The sequence below is a fragment of the Burkholderia sp. JPY481 genome, assembly GCF_038900515.1.
GTDB lineage: Bacteria > Pseudomonadota > Gammaproteobacteria > Burkholderiales > Burkholderiaceae > Paraburkholderia > Paraburkholderia youngii.
The window spans coordinates 63,250-84,162 of record NZ_JAYMRT010000012.1 but is presented as its reverse complement, the minus strand read 5'-3'; the positions used below and the strand labels follow the sequence as shown (position 1 = coordinate 84,162).

The 20,913-nt window shown below is 62.5% G+C and carries 14 protein-coding genes and 3 pseudogenes; 3 read left to right on the top strand and 14 right to left on the bottom strand.

Going from position 1 to position 20,913, the window contains the following annotated elements; genetic code table 11:
• Window positions 1-16: 16 nt before the first annotated feature.
• Window positions 17-1,609: a multicopper oxidase domain-containing protein gene (locus VSR82_RS25835; protein ID WP_368581692.1), complete on the bottom strand. Its 1,593-nt coding sequence runs from the start codon at window positions 1,607-1,609 to the stop codon at window positions 17-19.
• A gap of 43 nt (window positions 1,610-1,652) precedes the next feature.
• The gene (locus tag VSR82_RS25830; protein ID WP_368581524.1) at window positions 1,653-3,218 is read right to left on the bottom strand and encodes a multicopper oxidase domain-containing protein; all 1,566 of its coding nucleotides are present in this window, start codon (window positions 3,216-3,218) and stop codon (window positions 1,653-1,655) included.
• A gap of 346 nt (window positions 3,219-3,564) precedes the next feature.
• On the opposite strand from VSR82_RS25830, the pseudogene VSR82_RS25825 reads away from it, so the two are divergent.
• Window positions 3,565-3,636, top strand: a pseudogene (locus tag VSR82_RS25825) (IS6 family transposase); the annotation flags it as partial.
• Here the strand turns inward: VSR82_RS25825 and VSR82_RS25820 are convergent.
• From VSR82_RS25820 to VSR82_RS25795, 6 genes and pseudogenes are all read right to left on the bottom strand, one after another.
• Window positions 3,618-4,064, bottom strand: a pseudogene (locus tag VSR82_RS25820) (IS6 family transposase); the annotation flags it as partial. The pseudogenes VSR82_RS25825 and VSR82_RS25820 overlap by 19 nt on opposite strands.
• A 148-nt stretch (window positions 4,065-4,212) precedes the next feature.
• Window positions 4,213-5,670 (bottom strand): dihydropyrimidinase, encoded by a 1,458-nt coding sequence (hydA, locus tag VSR82_RS25815; RefSeq protein WP_429463494.1) that lies wholly within the window; start codon window positions 5,668-5,670, stop codon window positions 4,213-4,215.
• A gap of 42 nt (window positions 5,671-5,712) precedes the next feature.
• Entirely contained in the window at window positions 5,713-7,215 is a 1,503-nt protein-coding gene (locus tag VSR82_RS25810) for an NCS1 family nucleobase:cation symporter-1 (RefSeq protein WP_429463492.1), read from the bottom strand.
• A 54-nt stretch (window positions 7,216-7,269) separates the two neighbouring features.
• Complete coding sequence (gene preA, locus VSR82_RS25805) at window positions 7,270-8,550, bottom strand: NAD-dependent dihydropyrimidine dehydrogenase subunit PreA (RefSeq protein WP_410848424.1); 1,281 nt, start codon at window positions 8,548-8,550, stop codon at window positions 7,270-7,272.
• A gap of 48 nt (window positions 8,551-8,598) precedes the next feature.
• Window positions 8,599-9,984: an NAD(P)-dependent oxidoreductase gene (locus tag VSR82_RS25800; RefSeq protein ID WP_429463489.1), complete on the bottom strand. Its 1,386-nt coding sequence runs from the start codon at window positions 9,982-9,984 to the stop codon at window positions 8,599-8,601.
• 125 nt (window positions 9,985-10,109) lie between these two features.
• The gene (locus VSR82_RS25795; protein ID WP_498858211.1) at window positions 10,110-11,375 is read right to left on the bottom strand and encodes a Zn-dependent hydrolase; all 1,266 of its coding nucleotides are present in this window, start codon (window positions 11,373-11,375) and stop codon (window positions 10,110-10,112) included.
• A 348-nt stretch (window positions 11,376-11,723) separates the two neighbouring features.
• On the opposite strand from VSR82_RS25795, the gene VSR82_RS25790 reads away from it, so the two are divergent.
• Window positions 11,724-12,443: a TetR/AcrR family transcriptional regulator gene (locus VSR82_RS25790; RefSeq protein ID WP_368581518.1), complete on the top strand. Its 720-nt coding sequence runs from the start codon at window positions 11,724-11,726 to the stop codon at window positions 12,441-12,443.
• Between the two features lie 321 nt (window positions 12,444-12,764).
• On the opposite strand, the gene VSR82_RS25785 is transcribed toward VSR82_RS25790, so the two are convergent.
• Window positions 12,765-13,709, bottom strand: coding sequence for a LysR family transcriptional regulator (locus tag VSR82_RS25785; RefSeq protein ID WP_429463485.1), 945 nt, complete (start codon window positions 13,707-13,709; stop codon window positions 12,765-12,767).
• Window positions 13,710-13,862: 153 nt separating this feature from the next.
• Here VSR82_RS25785 and VSR82_RS25780 point away from each other — a divergent pair, with 153 nt between their 5' ends.
• Window positions 13,863-14,927 (top strand): Ldh family oxidoreductase, encoded by a 1,065-nt coding sequence (locus VSR82_RS25780; RefSeq protein WP_498858210.1) that lies wholly within the window; start codon window positions 13,863-13,865, stop codon window positions 14,925-14,927.
• A gap of 48 nt (window positions 14,928-14,975) precedes the next feature.
• On the opposite strand, the gene VSR82_RS25775 is transcribed toward VSR82_RS25780, so the two are convergent.
• The 5 genes and pseudogenes from VSR82_RS25775 to VSR82_RS25755 form a co-directional block, all read right to left on the bottom strand.
• Window positions 14,976-16,328: an MFS transporter gene (locus tag VSR82_RS25775; RefSeq protein ID WP_429463481.1), complete on the bottom strand. Its 1,353-nt coding sequence runs from the start codon at window positions 16,326-16,328 to the stop codon at window positions 14,976-14,978.
• Between the two features lie 481 nt (window positions 16,329-16,809).
• Window positions 16,810-17,520: a DsbA family oxidoreductase gene (locus VSR82_RS25770; protein WP_429463477.1), complete on the bottom strand. Its 711-nt coding sequence runs from the start codon at window positions 17,518-17,520 to the stop codon at window positions 16,810-16,812.
• A 536-nt stretch (window positions 17,521-18,056) separates the two neighbouring features.
• Entirely contained in the window at window positions 18,057-18,398 is a 342-nt protein-coding gene (locus VSR82_RS25765; RefSeq protein ID WP_368581514.1) for a BON domain-containing protein, read from the bottom strand.
• A gap of 189 nt (window positions 18,399-18,587) precedes the next feature.
• Window positions 18,588-19,928, bottom strand: coding sequence for a citrate synthase (gltA, locus tag VSR82_RS25760; RefSeq protein ID WP_429463475.1), 1,341 nt, complete (start codon window positions 19,926-19,928; stop codon window positions 18,588-18,590).
• A 119-nt stretch (window positions 19,929-20,047) separates the two neighbouring features.
• A pseudogene (locus tag VSR82_RS25755) lies at window positions 20,048-20,893 on the bottom strand (3-hydroxybutyryl-CoA dehydrogenase); the annotation flags it as partial.
• Window positions 20,894-20,913 lie beyond the last annotated feature (20 nt).

Here is a 20,913-nt window from a genome sequence, read left to right as displayed (position 1 = left end):
GCGTTTCTCCCCGCCTCTAATTGCCTTCGTTGATCGTGAAAGCTTGTGGATCCACGAGCATCATCATCATCATTCCGCCAGGGAAAATGTTGTTCGTGGTGATCTCGCGTTCATTGTGTGAGTGCCACATGTAGGCGAAGCCGGCTTCCGCAGACGGTGAGTTAGCAACCGTGCCGCTGGGCGGCGTCGTTCCGTTGTAAGCGGTCGCTCGTGCCGTGGCGTCGGGCCCGAGATAGGGACTGCCACCGAACCAGGCGCCGTTGGTCAGCACACGCGCATCCGGCAAGGTGACCGGACCGCCGCTGCCCACGTTGCCAAATGGATGAGCTTCCAGCGCCTTGTTGTGATCGGCGCACCACTCGTAGTAATTCGGCGCTTTCGGGTCAGCGGTGTAGTAGCCGTTCGCATCCGGAATGCAGACGCTGCCATCGCCCGGCTTGTGTCCGTACACGTCCCAATTCAGGCCTTTGCCGGTCCAGTAGAAGATGCCGTCCATCGCGAGGCCCGGCGTGGTCGTGGTCGTGAACAGCAAGGGGCCGGCGAGCTTGGTCGCATCCGTCTTGCTGAGCAGCAGGTTGCCGTCGCGCGCCAGCACGCGCACGTGATTGCCGTGTTCGTGGAACGGATGCTGCCAGCGCCCCGTGCCGATCACCCGCAGCAGCACCAGTTCGCCGGGATGCATGTGCGGATTGCCGTTGTACGGCTGATTCGGATATTGCGGCGCGTAGTTCGGGTCCATGTCATCAGGCATGGAGCGCCCGTTGATCAGGAAATAGGCCGGGTGATAGGGCTCGGTTTCGACGGTCATACAACCGGTGGACTGGGTGCACGCTTTGGCCGCCTGCTGTTCCGCCTGCGAGTGAATGCGCGGATCCATTTCGGAAAACTGGAACAGATACTCGCGGTCGTAGCAGGTCGCGCTGTGGTTGTAGGCCGCCGCGGCATTCCGGTAATCGGGCTGTCCGTCGGGCAGCGTCGAGGATACGGCGCGGCAGCCCGTCGGCACCGCGAGGGTCCCGGGCGAGCTGGTCGGCAACACGATCAGCGCGCCGGACAAGCCCATTTCGATCTGCAGATCGCCTTGCGTGCCACTGTAGTAGCTATGCGTTCCCGGCGTCGCAGCCACGAAGCTGTAGGTGACCGTATTGCCGTGGGTCGCCTCGCGTGTCAGCACACCCGGCACGCCGGTCTGCGTCGCCGGACAGGTGCCGTCCGGATTCAGCGCCGCGGCGCATACCTGGAAGCCCGGAAACAGGATCGAGGTATTGCCCGCGGCGGCCGGCAGGTTGTTGGTAAGCGTGACCGTTACGACGTCGCCCTGTTTGACGATCAGTGTCGGCCCCGGAACCTGCATGCTGGGACAGTTCGCGCCCGCAATGCCCGCTGGCGAGAATCCCGCGGGCGCCGTGCGGCACCCGTAACCCCACGCGTAAATGCTCGAACCGTCCGGTTGACTGATACGGTTCGCCTCGGCGCTCAGATTGAACGTCGTTCCGGTGATGCCCGGCGCGGCGGCCTGCGCATGCAGGCAAATCAGTGCCGCCAGCAACGCGGCGCCGAATCGCGCGTAGCGTGCCAATCGCGCCAGGCATGCGGGGTACGCACGCATGGCGATCCCCCTTGCGTTGACGAAAATAGCCACGGTATTTCTCCTAGGAGCAGGACTTCGTGGTCGGGTCCACCGAGTGGCAGATATGGACCTCGGTCATTAACCCGCCGAAGTTCTCGGCGTCGTTGGACAGGTGATCGAGGTTCGGCGTGTACAGGTAATAGACCGAGCCCGGCGCGTACTTGGTCGTATCGCTCGCGTCGAGAATCACGTCGACCGACTCGCCGCCGCCCAGGGTGACCGAGTTGGTGTTGTAGGTCATGTCGTTGCCAGCCAGGTCGCGCAGCAGCCGCGCATTCATGCCGATCACGTGCATCGGAATACCCAGCGAAGCGAGCGTCTGGAACTCCGTGACGTCGAGGTCAGAGATTCTGAGCAGCGCACGGCCGCCGGCCGGAATGTTGACCAGTGCGGGCAGCGGTTGCGAATAGTGCTTCGTTCCGTCCGCCACCGGAGTCTGCATCGGCCCCGGCGTCACCGTGTCCGGATAGCTGCGGCCGTTCAACATGAAATGCTTGTCCTTCATGTCGACAAATGGCTCAGGATTGAACGTCATGCCGATGAAGTGGAAGTTCGGATCAAAGCCGTGGATCTGGATCGGATACTCGACGTCGTAAGCAGTCGAACCGTCGCCATCGTTGTAGGCGTAAAGCGTCGGCGTGCCGCTCTTGTTATTCACGTGCATCACGCTGTTTTGCGGCGGCAGCGGCGTCGAACACAGAATGTCGCTGCCGCATGCCGTGCGCGGATCGGTCTGCTGCGTCTGCAGCGAGGCGTAGAGCGTCCCCGTCTTGACGCGGTTCTGCCTGGGCCGCACGTAGATCTGCCCGACCATCCCCATCTGCAAATGCTCAGGCGGCGTGATGTGGCAGTGCCAGAAGTAAGTGCCGGCATCCGGCGCGAGGTAGTAGTACGTAAAGCTCGCACCGATGTTGATCGCCACCGACGCATCCGGCACCCCGTCGTAGAACGCGGACGCGTTCGGATAGCCGTGAAAGTGCACCGTGTGCTGCTCGAACAGGTCGGGGCGCATGATCATCCCGACGTTGGTGAGTGTCAGGAAGAACTCGTCGTCCTCGTCGATGGCCATGGTCGGCGCGGGAATGTTGCCGTTCATCACGCCGATGTCCATGATCGGCCGCGGGTCGACGTGACCCGTCAACTGACCGGGTGGCACTGATTCCGGGTCGGGCACGAGGCCGACCGCGCCGTTGTAGTTCGGATTGGTTTTCGCATCGCCCTGGACGTTGAACACCGAGGCGAACTCGGTGCCGGGCAGTCCGTTGCGAATGTCGGCAAGACCGGACAGCGGGCCGAACGAGAACATATAGGTTTGCGTGCCGTCGCCCATCGTCGCGTATCCATCGCCGCCTGAGATCTGCTGGCACTTGATAGCGCCGTTGATCTTATTCGTCGGCGTAATAGCATGATTGATCAACGTCTCGGACGGGCCGGTGTAGGCCGGTTCGCCCGCACCGGCCGGCAATGCGGTCGGATGGAGCGTCGTCGTCGTTGGACATTGCACGCGGAACGACTGCGCAAATGATGGCAACGCGAATAGCAGCAGCAGCGCTGCAAAACCGTTCCGGCAGATTGGAATGCTGAACATATGACCTCCGTTCAGTGGGCAGCCAGCGCGAACCGCGCTGGAGGTCATGCTCTACGTTGGGGCACTCACTGGGTACCGTCGACCTGAACCCGTAGATGAATTCTGCAGATGCGTGCAGGCGTCCGGGATGGGTCAACCCCCTACACTTGCGGTAGGGGCGAACCCTGCGGGGGTGGGAGGTGTTTGCTGCGAACGGGATCTTCTAGCCGCCATGAGCCGCGTGCTCATAAGGGCAAGCGGCGCTCGCGATGCCAGGTGGATATCTACGTGCGCAATCACACACCCGGTATCCGATCAGGTTGACGCTTGACCGCGCTGCACGCTAGATTTGAACGTTTAAGCGCCGAAAGCGGCGCACCGCAAGCCGCGTAGCACGTGGCACCTCGATGAAATGTTCGTCACACTGCGTGGCGAACCGTGCGAGGCCGCATAGCCGTCAAGCGTGATGGTCTTTGGTGGCTGGCCTTGATGTTTGATCGCCTTCCTGAAAAAGGCTTGTGCCGCCTCCACGTCGCGCTTTGCACGGAGCATGAAGTCAACCGTCAGGCCAGCCCGATCAACCGCTCGATAAAGGTAAACCCACTTACCACGAATCTTCAGGTAGGTCTCATCGACACGCCACGACTGGCCAGCGGGCCTGCCAAAGCGGTTCCACCGTTTGACGAACTCCGGCGCAAAGCGCCGCACCCAGCGCAGGATCGTCGTGTGCGCCAGAGCCACGCCCCGTTCCGCCATCATTTCGACCAGATCTCGCAGGCTAAGCTTGTAGCGCAGGTGCCAGCGAACACACAGAATGATCACATCGCGGTCAAAGTGGCGGCCGGCGAACAGTTCGTCCAGCCCCATCAGCTTGCTGATCGTCGGTTCTCAATTCGTTCAGCCCGACACCTTAACCGATTCGCCCCCGCGCTATTTGCGCCAGAGCCGGCATTACACCAATCCTGCCGCGCCGAGCGCTGGACCTTCCCTGCTGTGCCTCAAGGCGTCGCCGCTTTTATTGTGGTGCGTCACCCTCGCGATGCACGGGCTGCGTCTCTTTCAGGCTCCTCGCGAGGCGCGACGCCTGCACATAGCCGGGATTCGCGGGACGCTTCAGGTAACGTCCGGCGCCTCGCCGCGCCCGCAGGTCGCCGTCCAGCCAGACGAGTTCGCCTTGCGAGACGGTGTGGGTCGGCACGCCGCGCACCGTCATGCCCTCGAACACGTTGAAGTCCACGTTCTGATGATGCGTTTTGACCGAGATGGTGCGCGTGGCCTCGGGATCCCATACGACGATATCGGCGTCGGCACCGACGGCCACCGTGCCCTTGCGCGGGTAGAGGTTGAAGATTTGCGCGGCATTGGTGGAGGTGACGCGCACGAACTCGTTCGGCGTGAGCCGGCCGGTGTTCACGCCTTGATCCCACAACACCGCCATGCGATCCTCAACGCCGCCGCAACCGTTCGGGATCCTCGTGAAATCATGGCGGCCCATGGCTTTCTGCGAAGCGCAGAACACGCAATGGTCAGTCGCGGTGGTGTGCAGCAGCCCGCCCTGAAGTCCGCGCCAGAGCGCGTCGCGATGCTCCTGCGTACGGAACGGGGGGCTCATCACGTGGGCGGCGGCGCGCGTCCAGTCCGGGTCGCGATAAACGGCCTGATCGATCACCAGATGCCCCGCGAGCACTTCGCCGAATACGCGCTGACCTTCGCTGCGCGCGCGCGTGATCGCCTCGAGCGCGTCTTTCGCCGACACATGCACGATGTACACCGGCACACCCAATACCTGGGCGATGCGGATCGCGCGATTCGCTGCCTCGCCTTCGACTTCAGGCGGCCGCGACAGCGGGTGCGCCTCCGGACCCGTGAAGCCGCGCGCCAGCAACTGACGTTGCAATTGAAATACGAGCTCGCCGTTTTCCGCATGCACGGTGGGCAGCGCGCCCAGTTCGAGCGAGCGGGCAAAACTGTTCACGAGGATCTCGTCGTCCGCCATGATCGCGTTCTTGTAGGCCATGAAGTGCTTGAAGCTCGACACGCCATGCTCGTTCACGAGCAGCCCCATGTCGCGATGCACGCTTTCATCCCACCACGTCACCGCCACGTGAAAGCCATAGTCGGCAGCGGCTTTTTCGGCCCAGCCGCGCCACTCGCGAAAGGCATCCATCAGCGCCTGCTTCGGGTTGGGAATCACGAAGTCGATGATGGATGTCGTGCCGCCCGCAAGCCCCGCCGCCGTGCCCGTGTAGAAGTCGTCGCTGGCGGTCGTGCCCATGAAGGGCAGTTCCATATGCGTGTGCGGATCGATGCCGCCAGGCATCACATATTGACCGCCGGCGTCGACCACGGTCGCGCCCGCGGGCGCGTCGAGGTTTTCACCGACGCTCTGGATAACGCCGTTTTCGCAGAGCACGTCCGCACGCCAACTCTTGTCTGCATTGACGACGGTGCCGCCTCGAATCAGGATCGCCATGATGCCAAGTCTCCTTCAGTTGAACATTGACGCTTGAAACGCTCACGCGCTCGCCACGCTCGGGCGCCGGCTCCGGCCGACTTTCATCATCACGCCGTAGACGAGCGCCGCAATCGCGAGCCCCACGAACCACGCATAGGTATAAATGCTTTTGAACGCGTCGGGCACCGAGGCAAACACATTCGGGAACGCGACATTCAGAAAGCCCGGCAGGTTCGGCAGCACCCCGGCGATCAGCGCGATCACGGCCGCCGGGTTCCAGCCGTTCGAGTACGCGTATTCGCCGTTTTCCTCGAAGAGCTGGGTCGTATCGAGGCGTGTGCTGCGAACCAGAAAGTAGTCGACCATCAGGATGCCGGCCACCGGCCCAAGCAGCGCCGAATAGCCGACCAGCCAAGTGAAGATGTAGCCCTGCGTGGTCGCGAGGATCTTCCACGGCATCATCGCGATGGCGATGGCCGCGGTGATGAGCCCGCCCGTCTTGTACGAAATGCCCTTGGGCCACAGGCTCGAAAAATCGTAGGCTGGGCCGACGAGGTTCGCGGCAAGATTGCAGCACATCGTGTCGAGCGTGAGGATCACGAGCGCGATGCCCACGCCGACGCCCTCCATGCGACTCGTGAGGTCGATCGGGTCCCAGATCGCCCTGCCGTAAATCACGACCGTTGCCGACGTCACGACCACGGAGACCACCGAGAGCAATGCCATCGGAATGGGCAGGCCGATCGCCTGGCCCACGAACTGGTCCTTTTGCGTTTTTGCGAAGCGCGTGAAGTCGGGAATGTTGAGCGCGAGCGTGGCCCAGAAACCCACCATGGCCGTGAGGCTCGGCCAGAACGTCGCCCAGAACAGGCCCGCCTTCTTGCCGCCGGCAACGAACTGCGACGATTGCGACAGCATCGAGCCCACTCCGCCTGCCCTCGAACAGGCCCACCACACGAGCACTGCGCACATCACCACCTTGATGGGCGCGGACCAGCTTTCGAGCCAGCGGATCGAATCGGTGCCGTGCAGGATGAAGTACAGCTGCAGCACCCAGAAGATGAGAAAGCAACTGGCCTGCCCGATCGAAATGCCAAGAAACGGCATTGCGTTGCCCACCAGCGCGTTGTGCGTGAGGATGTTGGCGAGCGTATAGATGGCGCTGCCGCCCAGCCATGATTGAATGCCGTACCAGCCGCACGCCACGATGGCGCGCAGCATGGCGGGCAGCTTCGCGCCCTGGGTGCCGAACGATGCTCGCACCAGCACCGCATAAGGAATGCCGTACTTGGTACCCGCATGACCGATCAGCAGCATCGGCACGAGCACGATCAGATTGCCGAGCAGCACGGTGAGCACCGCCTGCCAGGGCGACATGCCCTGCTCGGTGAGGCCGGCGGCGAGCATGTACGAGGCGATGTTCATCACCATGCCCACCCATAGTGCCGCGAAGTGATACCAGCGCCATGTGCGCTGCGCGACGCCGGTGGGCGCGAGGTCATCGTTGTATAGATCGCTTTCGGCGCGGCGCGCAGTGGCGTCGACGGCTAAGGGCTGGCTCATGAAGTGGGTTCTCCGTCGCTTGTCGTGGGTTCGGCTCGGTCCGGCTTCAACGTGTCAGGCGGCTTTCGGGTCGGCGACACGCGCCGGGTTGTTCGGGTGCGTGGTCCAGTTCTCGTAGCGCTCGCCCGAATCGACGCGCTCCATCGTGATGCATTGATCGACCGGGCAAACATGCATGCATAGATTGCACCCGACGCAGTTCGCATCGACCACCTCGAAGTGGCGCTGGCCATCGCGGATGGCGGTGATCGCCTGATGCGAGGTGTCTTCGCAGGCGATGTGGCAGAGCCCACACTGGATGCAGCGGTCCTGATCGATGCGTGCCTTGATGTCGTAGTTGAGGTTCAGGTATTGCCAGTCGGTGACGTTCGGCACGGCGCGGCCGCGAATCGTGTCGAGGCTGGCGTAGCCCTTGTCGTCCATCCAGTTGGACAGGCCGTCGATCATGTCGCCGACGATGCGGAAGCCGTAGTGCATCGCGGCGGTGCAAACCTGCACGCTGCCCGCTCCCAGCACGATGAATTCCGCGGCGTCGCGCCAGTCGGAAATGCCGCCGATGCCGGAGATCGGCAAGCCATGCGTTTGCGGGTCGCGCGCAATCTCCGCGACCATGTGCAGCGCAATCGGCTTCGCGGCGGGACCGCAATACCCGCCATGCGTGCCCTTGCCGTCCACAGTGGGCAGCGGCGCCATCACGTCGAGATCGACGCCTACGATCGAGTTGATCGTGTTGATCAGCGAGACGCCGTCCGCCCCGCCCTTCATCGCCGCGCGCGCGCCCTGACGAATGTCGGTGACGTTCGGCGTGAGCTTCACGAGGCAAGGCAGGCGCGTGCCTTCTTTCACCCAGCGGGTGACCATTTCGATGTACTCGGGCACCTGTCCGACCGCTGCGCCCATGCCGCGCTCGCTCATGCCGTGCGGACAGCCGAAGTTGAGTTCCACCGCGTCCGCGCCGGTCGCTTCCACCTGCGGCAGGATCCACTTCCAGTCATGCTCGTTGCACGGCACCATCAGCGAGACGATCAGCGCGCGGTCGGGCCAGTCCCGCTTCACCTGCGCGATCTCTTTGAGGTTCACGTCGAGCGGCCGGTCGGTGATCAGCTCGATGTTGTTCAGGCCTGCGATGCGCTGGCCGCGCCAGGTGGTCGCACCGTAGCGCGAACTCACGTTCACGACGTGCGGGTCGAGCCCGAGCGTCTTCCAGACCACGCCGCCCCAACCCGCCTCGAACGCGCGGTTGACGTTGTAGGCCTTGTCGGTGGGCGGCGCGGAAGCGAGCCAGAACGGGTTCGGCGATTGAATGCCGGCAATCGTGCAGCGCAAGTCGGCCATGATGCGACTCCTTCGTTTTAGCTTGATTCAATGTAGCTTTCGCGCGGCTCAGGCGGCTCTCGCAGACAGGTTCGCAAGGAAGCGGTCGATCGCGTGCGCGGCGAGCTTGCCGTCCTGCACGGCCTGAACGGTCAGATCGGTTCCGGCGTGGCCGGCACAGTCGCCGCCTGCGAAAACGCCCGTGAGCGAGGTGGCGCCGTTCGCGTCCACTGCGATGCGCCCGGCTCCGTCGGTCAGTTGCAGCCCATCAAGGCCTGCGGGTAAGAGCTTCTGGCCAATGGCCTTCAGCACCATGTCGGCCTCCACGCGCACGATCTCCCCATTGCCGCGCAACGCGCCGGCCATATCGAGCTCGGTGCGCTCGAATTCCACGGCCTGCACCTGCGTGTCGCCGACGATTCGCAGCGGCTTCATCCATTCGGCCACGGCCACACCCTGGCTACGCGCGAACTCCAGTTCGGCCCAGGTGGCGCTCATCTGCGCTGCGCCGCGACGATAGGCGAGCGTCACCCGCTCCGCGCCCAGCTTGCGGCTTTGCACGGCGGCGTCGATTGCCGTGTTGCCGCCTCCGAGCACCACCACCTTGCGGCCGACGGGCACGCTGGCTAGATCGTCGGCCGTGCGAACGCTTGCGATGAAATCCACCGCATCGAGCACGCCGTCGAGCATTTCGCCTTCGACGGACAGCGTGTGCGTGCCGCCGAGTCCCACGCCGATGAACACCGCGTCGTACGCTGCGCGTAGTTCCTCTAGCGTCATGTCATGCCCCAGCCGCTGGCCCTGGCGCAGTTCTATCCCGCCGATTGAAAGCAGCCACCGCACCTCGCGCTGTGCGTAATCATCGACGGTCTTGTACGCCGCGATGCCGTACTCGTTCAGACCGCCCGGATGCTTGCCCGCATCGAAGACGCTCACGCGATGCCCGGCCAGCGCGAGCGTGTGCGCGCAGGCAAGACCCGCGGGACCCGCGCCGACCACCGCGACCTGACGGCACGTGTCGCTCGCGCGCTTGAAGAGCGCAGGCGCACCGGCGGCTTCGCGCGCCATCTGGAAGTCGGTGGCATGACGTTGCAGCGCGCCGATCCGAACCGGCTCGCCATCCTGATGATTTCTCACGCAGGCGCCTTCGCAGAGAATTTCGGTGGGGCACACTCGCGCGCACATGCCGCCCAGCGGGTTCGCGCTCAGAATGTCGCGCGCCGCCCCCCTCAGATTGCCGTTGCCGATCTTGCGGATGAAGCCGGGAATGTCGATGCCCGTGGGGCACGCGTTTACGCAGGGTGCGTCGTAACAGTAATGACAGCGGTCGGCCGCGATCACGGCCGCGTTCGCGGAAAGCGGCGGCGCGACGTCGGCAAAATTGCAGCCGAGCTGCTCGGCGCTGAGACGGCCTGCGGCGATGCCGTCGGCGGCATTCGAGGTGGTCTGGGACATCCGGGTGCTCCTTGCGAGGCAAAACACGGGTCCGCCGGCCGTGCGCGTGATGCGCGCGGCCGGTACAGGGGAATCGTTGGAAAGACAGCGCGGCGCTGAGACCGCTAGCGTTCAATCGTCGTGCGTCAGCCGGGTTCGCTCGCGCGTTCGAGCATCGCGTGCAGCAACACGTTCGCGCCGGCTTCGATCCATTCGATCGTCGCGTCCTCGACTTCGTTGTGGCTAATGCCGTCGATGCACGGCACGAACACCATCGAGGTCGGCGCGACCGTCGCGAGATAGCACGCGTCGTGACCTGCACCCGACACGATGTCCCGATTCGAATAGCCGAAGCGCTCGGCCGCCGCGCGCACGGACTTCACACACGCCTCGTCGAACGGCACGGGCGCGTAGTAGAAAATCTGCTCCACTTCGGCTTCCAGCTTGCCCTGTTGCGCGATCTTCGCGATGCCTTCGCGCAGTTCGGCGTCCATCTGCGCGAGCACTTCGTCCTGCGGATGGCGAAAGTCGATGGTGAAGAACACGCGGCCGGGAATCACGTTGCGCGAGTTCGGATGCACCTGCATCATGCCAACTGTCGCGCACGCGAGCGTCGCGTGATGCAGGCCGATTTCATTGACGAGCTGCACCACACGCGAGGCGCCCAGCAACGCGTCGCGGCGGCGCGGCATGGGCGTAGGCCCCGCGTGCGCCTCCTGCCCCGTGAGCACGACTTCGTACCAGCGCTGGCCTTGCGCGTCGGTGACCACGCCTATCGTTTTGTTTTCGGCCTCGAGTATTGGCCCTTGTTCGATGTGCAGCTCGAACGCAGCGTGAATCTTGCGACCGCCGCACGGCACTGCGCCCGCATAGCCGATCCGCTGCAATTCCTCGCCGATGGTCTTGCCGTCGACGTCCTTGCGCGAAAGCCCGTACTCGAGCGTGAACACGCCGGCAAATACGCCGGAGGCGACCATCGCCGGCGCGAAGCGCGAGCCCTCTTCGTTGGTCCAGATCACCGTTTCAACAGGCCGCTCGGTTTCGATGCCGTAATCGTTCAGCGAGCGAATCACCTCGAGCCCGCCGAGCACACCATAGATACCGTCGAAGCGGCCGCCCGTCGGCTGGGAGTCGGCGTGCGAGCCGGTCATCACGGGCGGCAGGTCGTTGTCACGCCCCGCGCGGCGCATGAACACGTTGCCCATCTGGTCGACACTCACCGTGCAGTTCGCCTCTTTCGCCCATTGCACGATGAGATCGCGGCCCTGCTTGTCGAGGTCGGTCAGCGCGAGACGGCACACGCCGCCCTTGGGGGTCGCGCCAATCTTCGCCATCGCCATCAGGCTGTCCCACAAGCGCTGGCCGTTCACGTGGATCGCGGTCGTCAGCGCGGCTTCGCTTACTGCGTTCATACGTGTCCTCCTGTCCGTGTTCGTCAAACGTGCCTGCACGCCACCGTTTGGGGCGCGAAGAGCCATCGCGGTGCACGCCTGGATAGCACTATGCGGCTCCTGAAATCCCGCCCTTCGAATCCTGTCCGATTGGACAGGTTTTAGACGATAAACTTCGCTAATTCAATGCGGAGTTACGAGCGAGAACCGTGCCATCGATGCTGCAGTGCGCGAAAAGCACGCGGACGTCCGACTTGCGCGCTTCTGCCGACGCGGGTGAATACGCGACGCACTTGCATCGTGGCTACAATGAAGCCGGCACGCGCGCGGCCGACGCGCTTCTCATTTCTTTCGAATGGACCGAACACTATGCGCAACGACGAACCCACCGCGCGACCCGTGCCCTTCGGGACGCGTGGCACGGCGCTGGCGCAGCCAACCGCTGACGCAACGCATAGGCCCGGCCGGCGCAAAGCCGCGATTCGCGCGTCGAATGAATCTCACCTGCTCGCATGTGCCGAAGCCGTGTTCGCCGAACGCGGTTTCGAAGGCGCGAGCACGGCGCTGATCGCCGAGCGCGCGGGCTTGCCGAAGGCCAATCTGCACTACTATTTCCCGACCAAACTCGCGCTCTACTGGCGCGTACTCGACGATGTTTTCGAGGAATGGAACGCGGCCGCCAACGTGTTCGATGCAAGCGACGATCCGGTCGAGGCGATAGGCGGCTACGTACGCGCCAAGATGGCCCTGTCACGGCGCCGCCCGCTCGGCTCGAAGGTGTGGGCCAACGAAATCATCAGCGGTGCGGCGCATATGCAGGAGATCCTGCTCGAACGCGTGAAGCCGTGGATGGACACACGTGTGAAGCTGATCGAGCGATGGATTGCCAAAGGCTTGCTCGCGCCCGTCGATCCGCCGACCCTACTGTTCATGATCTGGGCAACCACTCAGCACTATGCCGATTTCGAGGCACAGATATGCGCGCTCTCGGGCAAGCGCGCGCTAGCGACGAAGCGCTTCGAGGCGACTACGGAAGAAGTGGTGAGCATGATCCTGCGAGCGAGTGGAGCGCGATCGCCGGCCGAATGACGATGCGGATTCAACCGTTCGTGCCGTCCGCGAATCGTGGCACCCGTCGATTGAACAACGGTCGTTGGATCGATTAATGAGCGCGCCCATCTGATACGTGACGAAGGTGGGTTCAGATGGCAACCGGTACGCCGAAAACCGATGCAGCGGTCCACCTCGCCGACTTCGCGAGCGTGAGGCCGAACTGCGTCGTACACCAGGCAGCTAGATGCTGAGACCGTGACACCCGAGGTTTACCAGCAAGCACATGAAGATAATGCCGACACTGTGCCTGGTTACGCAATTGGGAAACGTACTCTCACGACCGTCACGTTGACCAACCTAGCATTGCGCGGCTATTGCGAAGAGGATGGCAACGAATTCGTTCACCGCTTGCGAAGCAGCTTCGTCTTTTCGTGTAATGACGCTGTAGTTCGACATTGTCCGCCGTATCGGCACGTCCAGATAACCTAGAAGGCCATGCTTGACGTACCTGTCCATCGCTGCCTTTGGTTGAAGGGAGATCATGTCGGTGGCCTGCAGCAACTCTAGCGTCGAAAAAATCGAGGGGGTTTCCACGATGCCCACAGGCGCGACCATGGCAGCCGCCGCGAACGTCTCTTCGAACAGCTGCCGCATGGCTGTGCCTTGCGGATACAAGATCCACGGCCACTCGCCCAGGTCGGCGATCCCGATGCGCCGCTGCTTTAGCAACGGATGATGCTGCCCGACGACCACACGCGCCGGCTCCGCCAATAAATCGACCACATTGAAAAGCGCTTCATGTCGTGGCTCTGTCGGGCGCCCAATCATCACATCTAGTCGCCTTTCCTCAAGCCATGTCGCGAGTTGATCGCTACTTTGCTCGACCAGCTTGATGACGAGTCTCGGGCGTCGGCGCTGGATCTCCTTGATGGCGGTGGTGACGAGTTGTGCGGCGGAAGCCGGAATGAAGCCGACCGTGAGATGACCATAGCCGCCATTCTTCAATGTCGCGAACTCGCTCGAAAACTTGCCCAGAGCGGACAGCGTCGTGCTCGCATAGCGCACGGACAGCGTACCGAGATCGGTCGGCCGCATTTCGCGCGGTAGCCGGTCGAACAGCGACGCACCAAACATCGCCTCCAGGTCGCTCAGGATCTTCGTGGCGGCCGGCTGCGTGACGTGCATCTGCTCAGCCGCGATACGGAGGTTGCGGCTACGCCCGAGCAGTTCAAGCAACTGGAGATGCCTGAAGCGCAGCTTTGTCAGCAGTTGGGTAACGGAGAGGGTGCAATCTTGCGGCATAGGGTAAACACAGACAAACTCATAACCAGATGGAATTGATTTTACTCAATTCGCAATTGGACGCTTATCAAAAGCTCAAACGACAATCCGAAGCGCGTCGGGCATTTCCGACCCGGCAATCTTCGAACAATCACCCTCACTGACCCAATCACGATGAATACATCAGTCCGCTACTCCGCCGATGAACTGCAAGACTTCGCACAGCGTCTGCTGGTCAGGGTCGGAATGGAGGACGTCAAAGCGCGCACAGTCGCTCGTACGCTCGTAGACGGTGACTTGATGGGACATGACACGCACGGCCTTGCGTTGCTGCCCGCATATATCCGTGAGATCGAAAACGCGACGATGACCTGCTACGGCGAGCCCGAGGTCGTTTCAGACCGGGGCGGCAGCGTGTTGTGGGACGGTCGGCGTCTTCCGGGCCCGTGGCTGGTTGTCAGTGGCATCGAAACGCTGGCGCCGCGGGCGAGGAAGTATGGCAGCGCGACGTTGGTGATTCGGCGAAGCCACCACATCGCATGCCTTGCCAGTTATCTGGAGAACGCCACTGCCGAAGGATTCATGATCTTGCTCAGCAGTTCCGACCCGGCGGTGCAAAGCGTGGCCCCTCACGGCGGCACGCGGTCCGTATTTACACCTAATCCGATCGCGGCGGGCATTCCAACCTCGGGCACGCCGTTTCTGATCGATATCTCCTCGTCGACCGTGACGAACGGCATGACCGCGCGCCAACATAAAGCGGGACAACTCTTCGAGGAAGCATGCTTTCTCGATGCGGACGGGCAGCCCAGCCGAGATCCCGGCGTGCTCTCCGCTGAGCCCCCGGGATCCATCTTACCGATTGGCGGCATGACGTGGGGGCATAAGGGCTTCGGGCTGGCGTTGTTGATCGAGGCGCTGACGGGAGGCCTGGCAGGCCACGGTCGAGCCGATCCTGCCGATGGATGGGGCGCCACCGTGTTTCTGTCGCTATACGATCCGGCGGCTTTTGGCGGTCTCGGAGCGTTCGCGCGGCAGATGGACTGGCTCGGCGATGCATGCAGAGATAATCCGCCGCGCCCCGGAACGGCAGGTGTGCGGATGCCGGGAGATCGCGGACTCAGCCTCAAGCGCGAGCAACTGCGCGACGGAGTGGCACTGCACCCGACGATCGCCCCGGCGCTTGAGGCCTGCGCGCAGCGCTATGAAATCCGGCTTCCTGCCGCACTACCTGACTGATTAGAGCGAGAGCCCCAGACCCTCGCCCGCGGTAGCGTCGTTTTGCCGTTACACATCACGGGTAAGCGCGGCCGGCGGTATTGGGCCGCGTACGAGTAGCCAATAGCCGATCACCGCGACAGCGGCAACACCCGCCCCTACGAACAGCGCGGGCTGGAACGAGTGTGTTTGCTGCACGATGAAGCCCGTGACCACCGGTGCCAGCGCGCCCCCGAAGTAGCCCCCGAAATTCTGCATGGCGCCGATGGACGCGGTGCAATTGGCGGGCGCAGCAACGGACGCCGTCGCCCAGGCCGCACTGCTAGAGACATACAGCAGCAACATCGAGATCGAGATGAACACGACCGCCAGCGTTGCGCTGTGCGTGAGACCGGTCAGTGCCGTGAACACGGCGACACCGACAAGCGAGGCCGCCATCGGGTACTTCCGGCTGTTGATTGCCGATACCCCTCGCCGCGCGAGCACATCGCAAATCTTTCCGCCAGAGAGACTGCCCACCACGCCAAAGAGATAGGGAACCGCAGCCACCCATCCCGACTTCGCAATAGTCAGGTGAAGTTCCATTTGCAGATACGTCGGCAACCACGCGTTGTAAAGCCATAAGACGTAGATCGTGCCGAAGAATCCAAGCAGCATGCCCCACGTGGTGCCGAAGTCGAACAGACGGCGCCACTCGCGCCATGTCGGACGGCTCTGGGCTTCCCCATCGACGTCGGATAGATGCGCGCGCTCCCGCGGCGTCAAGTCGACGTGATGCGGGTCGCGATGCACGAGGAAAAAACACAGTGCAACGAGGAGGCCCGCGATTCCCATGATGCCGAACATCCATCGCCATCCCACGGTCAACATTAAGACCGTCAGCAAAGGCGCCGATATTGCAGTGCCAAGCGTCGACGAACTGTTCCAGATGCCGGTCGCGGCGCCGCGCTCTTTTTTGCCGAACCAGTCGCGAACGACTTTGGCCGCCGTTGGAAACTGCGGTGCCTCCCCTATTCCCAGCACCATGCGAGCGGTGAAGAACTGGCCGAAGCTGTTCACGACGCCGCCGAACGCTTGCGCCACCGACCATGTCGCCAGGCTGACGGTTAACATGACGCGCGCGCCGAAGCGATCGACCAGCGCGCCCGCTGGCAGTTGCGCAAACGCATAAGCCCAGAGAAACGCCGAAAGCAGCAGGCCCATTTCCGCGACCGAGAGTCCAAGATCGTGCCGGATCAGCGGGTTCGCGATGGACAGCGTTGCGCGATCGATATAGTTGATGACCCCGCTCAGGAGGAGCAAAACAAGCGCGGTACGCTGAATTCGCCGCACCCTTGGCGAAGCCTGGTCGTTGGAAGCGATGTTCTGAGCGCCACTAGCGCCCGACTCCGGCACACGCGGCGCCGTAGAGGATTGCTCCATAAGGTAAGTCTCCTGGATGTTTTGTTCTATCGGCGAGGCCGTTTTTCGATCCGAACGCACGCATTGCGGCATTGGACTGACGCACGATATGTCCGCATCCGTTGGAAATCCAATCAAAATTCGTCGAAAAGCAATTCCATTTGTTTATCGCGAACTAGGGGCAAACCCGAGTCGTCGCCGGCGGCCGGAACGCTATGAGCTGGCACCGCCCAGGTCATTGCGGTCCGCCTCGTTCGGGCCGTCGCCTGTGAGGCATGCATGGATGAATTCGGCATGAAGCCGCTCCCGGTCGGCCGCCGTCAGGTGGTGCTCGAAGACATCGAGCGCGGTGCCCGGGAGCTTGTCCGCCGCAAGCGCGCGCCGCGTGCAGCGTCGCGATGGCCCGCCCCGCTATCCGCACTTTCATGACGGATAACTCCGGCCTTTTTGCGGTCCACGCAGACGGGATCAAAACGTATGCGCGCGACGTTGCCGTACGACTTCAATTCGCGACGGCAAGCGTCATGGCACTTGCCAACGCCATTGGCGAATAGACGCCCGACAGCGAGTAGTGCGTGTTGAACACGAAATGCGGCACGCCGCTCACCTTCGCGTCGCCGAACGAGCGTCGCTGGCCGGCGAGATTCGCGGCACGCTTTGACGCCGTCAGGTGTGCCGTCAGACTCGTGTACTCGAGGCCGAATTCGAGGCCAAGGCGCGCGAGGACCTCGCTGTCGCCAACGTTCTCGCCTTCCATGAAGTAGGCGGTGAGAATCCGGTCGATCAATTCCGTCGTCTGCACGCCGGTTCCACGGCTCGCCGCGAAGGTCACAAGTTCGTGCGCAGCGGCGGTGTTCGGCATCACCTCGATGCGGTCGAAGGCGAATTTGATGCCCGCGTCATCGCCTGCTCGCTGCACCTGCGCACGCCTCGCCGCCACGGCTTCCGCACTCCCAAGACGATCGCGATAGAACGCCTGGTAGGGCAAACCCTCGACAGGCATGCCGGGCAGCAACTGGTGAGAACGCCACTGCACCGATACGCGCACATCGGGCCGCGAGCTTTCGAAACGCGAAACGGCCACATCCAGATTGCGCTTGCCGATCAGACACCAGGGGCAAACGAAGTCGAAGAACGTTTCGATCTTGAGGACGGATCGCTCGCCTCCTTCACTGCAGCCTTTCTCATTCAGGATTTGGTCAGAAGAGGTCATCGAGGAGTATCCTCGCGATCGGCGTGGCCCAGCAGGCTGGTCCGTGTGAAACACAAAATCATTTCGTATAGTTTCCCAAACTCGTTAGTACCGCGCGTCAACGATCATGCCGGCGCGCTCCATCTGCATACCCGGTACTCAGGAAGTCCCGGCTCATCGAATAACTCAGCGTCAGCGGGACGGGGCGCGGCGCTCGCATCCCGGCAGAAGCGCGCGTGCCCGGGCATGTGATGGTTCGTCGCTGCAAGAACGGGACACGCGGGCGCCTATGAAATACCGCTCGAAACATCGGCGATTCGGTCACACACACGATAAGGCAATCCCGCGATGCGCTTTGATGATCAGGCGCCATGGTTTTAGGTTTTCGCGCCAACCGGCGTTAACCCGAAGCATCACAAATTGCCGGCAATCGTTGCGTATGGCCTGGCCGCTATCTCGTCTGAAGTCGGCGATCGTCTTGACGTCCTAGTGCCGTGCGACTGCCGGTCAAGGGTGGTGTGCGCCAATGCACACGGACACGTTCACCCTCGGACCTGCTACTGCCCTGGCGGGCGGATGGAAACCGTGTTTTTCACGGAACTGACTCCGGCGACTCCCTTGGCAACCTCGCCAGCCCTATCGATCATCGTAGCGTCTGGCACGGTACCCGCGAGCGTGACCGCGCCATTGTTCGCCCGCACATTGATGTTGCTGATGTTCAGGTTTTTCGTCCTGGACAGAGCGCGGCGGACCTCCCTGGCGAGCGCTCGATTGGCCTGCTTTGCCGACTTGGCGCTCGATGCCGCCGTGCCGGCGTCGCTTGCCTGTGCGAAGACATTTGCGGTCGCCGCTAGTGCGAGCACACCGGCCGCAGCGACAAGAAGCTTTTTCCCTAGCATAGTTCTCTCCTGTTGACGCCAAATGGGTTGGCGCACAACGGCGGCCAACCGATCAGCGTCCTGACCGACGCTTCCTCTATCGAGGCCAGAATGTCAGTGCGCCGGTTCCATCTCACGACGCTGCACTCAAAGATTCGTTGCGGCCGAGCGGCTTGCCGCTTGCCAGCACATCGCACGCACATCCTGGCGTTACTCACTCTCACCCGGTTGCCGCATTTGATCACCTGCCCGAGCTTCGCCGCACTGGCCAACCACACGCCTACCCTCGCCGACGAACAGCTGACGCGGACGACCAATCTTCTGCTCAGGATCGGCGATCATTTCGTTCCACTGCGCGATCCAGCCGACCGTGCGTGCCATCGCGAAGATACACGTGAACATCGACGTCGGAATGCCCAGCGCGCGCTGCACGATACCCGAGTAGAAATCGACGTTCGGGTACAGCTTGCGCGACACGAAGTATTCGTCTTCGAGCGCGATCTTTTCGAGTTCCATCGCGAGCTTGAACAGCGGGTCGTCGTGCAGGCCCAGTTCTTCGAGCACTTCGTGGCAGGTTTCGCGCATCAGCTTCGCGCGCGGATCATAGTTCTTGTACACACGGTGGCCGAAGCCCATCAGCTTCACGCCCGAGTTCTTGTCCTTCACCTGCTTGATGAACTCGGGAATGTTGTCGACCGAGCCGATTTCTTCCAGCATGTTCAGCGCGGCTTCGTTCGCGCCGCCGTGCGCCGGGCCCCACAGACATGCGATACCGGCCGCGATACACGCGAACGGATTCGCACCCGAAGAACCGGCGAGACGCACGGTCGACGTCGACGCGTTCTGCTCGTGGTCCGCGTGCAGGATCAGGATACGGTCGAGCGCGCGCACCAGCACGTCGTTGACCACGTACTCTTCGCACGGGTTCGAGAACATCATGCGCATGAAGTTTGCGCTGTACGACAGGTCGTTCTTCGGATACACGAACGGCTGGCCGATGCTGTACTTGTACGCCATCGCGACCAGCGTGGGCAGCTTCGCAATCATGCGGATCGCCGACACTTCGCGGTGACGCGGGTTATTGATGTCGAGCGAGTCGTGATAGAACGCCGACAGCGCGCCGACCGCGGCAACCAGAATCGCCATCGGGTGCGCGTCGCGGCGGAAGCCGCGGAAGAAGAACTGCATCTGCTCGTGCACCATCGTGTGCTGCTTGACGGTGTTCTCGAACTCGGCTTTCTGCTGCGCGTTCGGCAGTTCGCCCTTCAGCAGCAGATAGCAGGTTTCCAGGAAGTCGGCGTTCTGCGCGAGGTTGTCGATCGCGTAGCCGCGGTAGAGCAGTTCGCCCTTGTCGCCGTCGATGTAGGTGATCGCCGAATTGCACGCCGCCGTCGACATGAAGCCCGGGTCGTACGTGAATTTGCCGGTCTGGCCGTACAGTTTGCGAATGTCGATGACATCCGGGCCAATCGTGCCCTTGTAAATCGGCATTTCAACGCTCGGCGAGTTATCGCTGAACGATAGTGTGGCTTTGATCGTGGACTGCTTCATATTAGCGAACTCCAAAAGAATGCAAAAAGCCATCAATTCATGACTTCTTCTACGTCCGGCCGCACCGAGTCGTTCGGGTCGCTGACGAGACGCGAGCGTCGTTCCGGGGGCGATGAGTCGTACTGGAACACGCCGCGACCGGTCTTTCGACCGAGCCGTCCGGCACGAACCAGTTCTCTCAGAAGCGGACATGCGCGGTACTTCGGATCGCCGATGTCGCTGTGAAGGACATCCATCACAGAAAGACACACGTCGAGCCCCACGAGATCCGCGAGCGCAAGCGGACCAATCGGATGGTTGGCGCCGAGCCGCATTCCGGCATCGATTTCCTCCGCGGTCGCCACGCCCTCCGCGAGTACGAAAAAGGCTTCGTTGATCATCGGAACGAGAATTCGATTGACGGCGAAACCCGGCGAATTTTTGACTCGAACCGCGGTCTTGCCGAGACGTCGCGTCAGATCGACGACAGCTTCAGCGGCCGCTGCGCTGCTTTGCAGACCGCAGATAATCTCGACGAGCTGCATGGTCGGCACCGGATTGAAGAAATGCATCCCGACGAGCCGTGAAGGATCCGCTAGCGATGCGGCCAGCGTCGTGATCGATATCGAAGAGGTGTTCGTGGCGATAACGGCCTTCCCGTTGGCGACCGATTCGATTCGCTTCAGAATGCCGAGCTTGATTTCGACGTTTTCCGTGACCGCCTCGATAACCAGATCGCTGTTCGCGAGCCGCTCATAGTCGGTCGATATCTGGATGCGCGCGAGAGCGGCTTCTCGCGCTGCGTGGTCTAGCTTCGCATTGCTGACCAGCCGCTCCAGGCCAGCTTTGATTGCGGCAAGACCTTTTTCCAGCGCGGCTTCGGTTACGTCGATGACCACGACATCCAGGCCGGCAACGGCGGCCACCTGGGCGATACCGCTGCCCATCGCACCTGCACCGATCACGCTGATCGTTTCGATTGACATGTTGTTCCCCTGCGATCGAC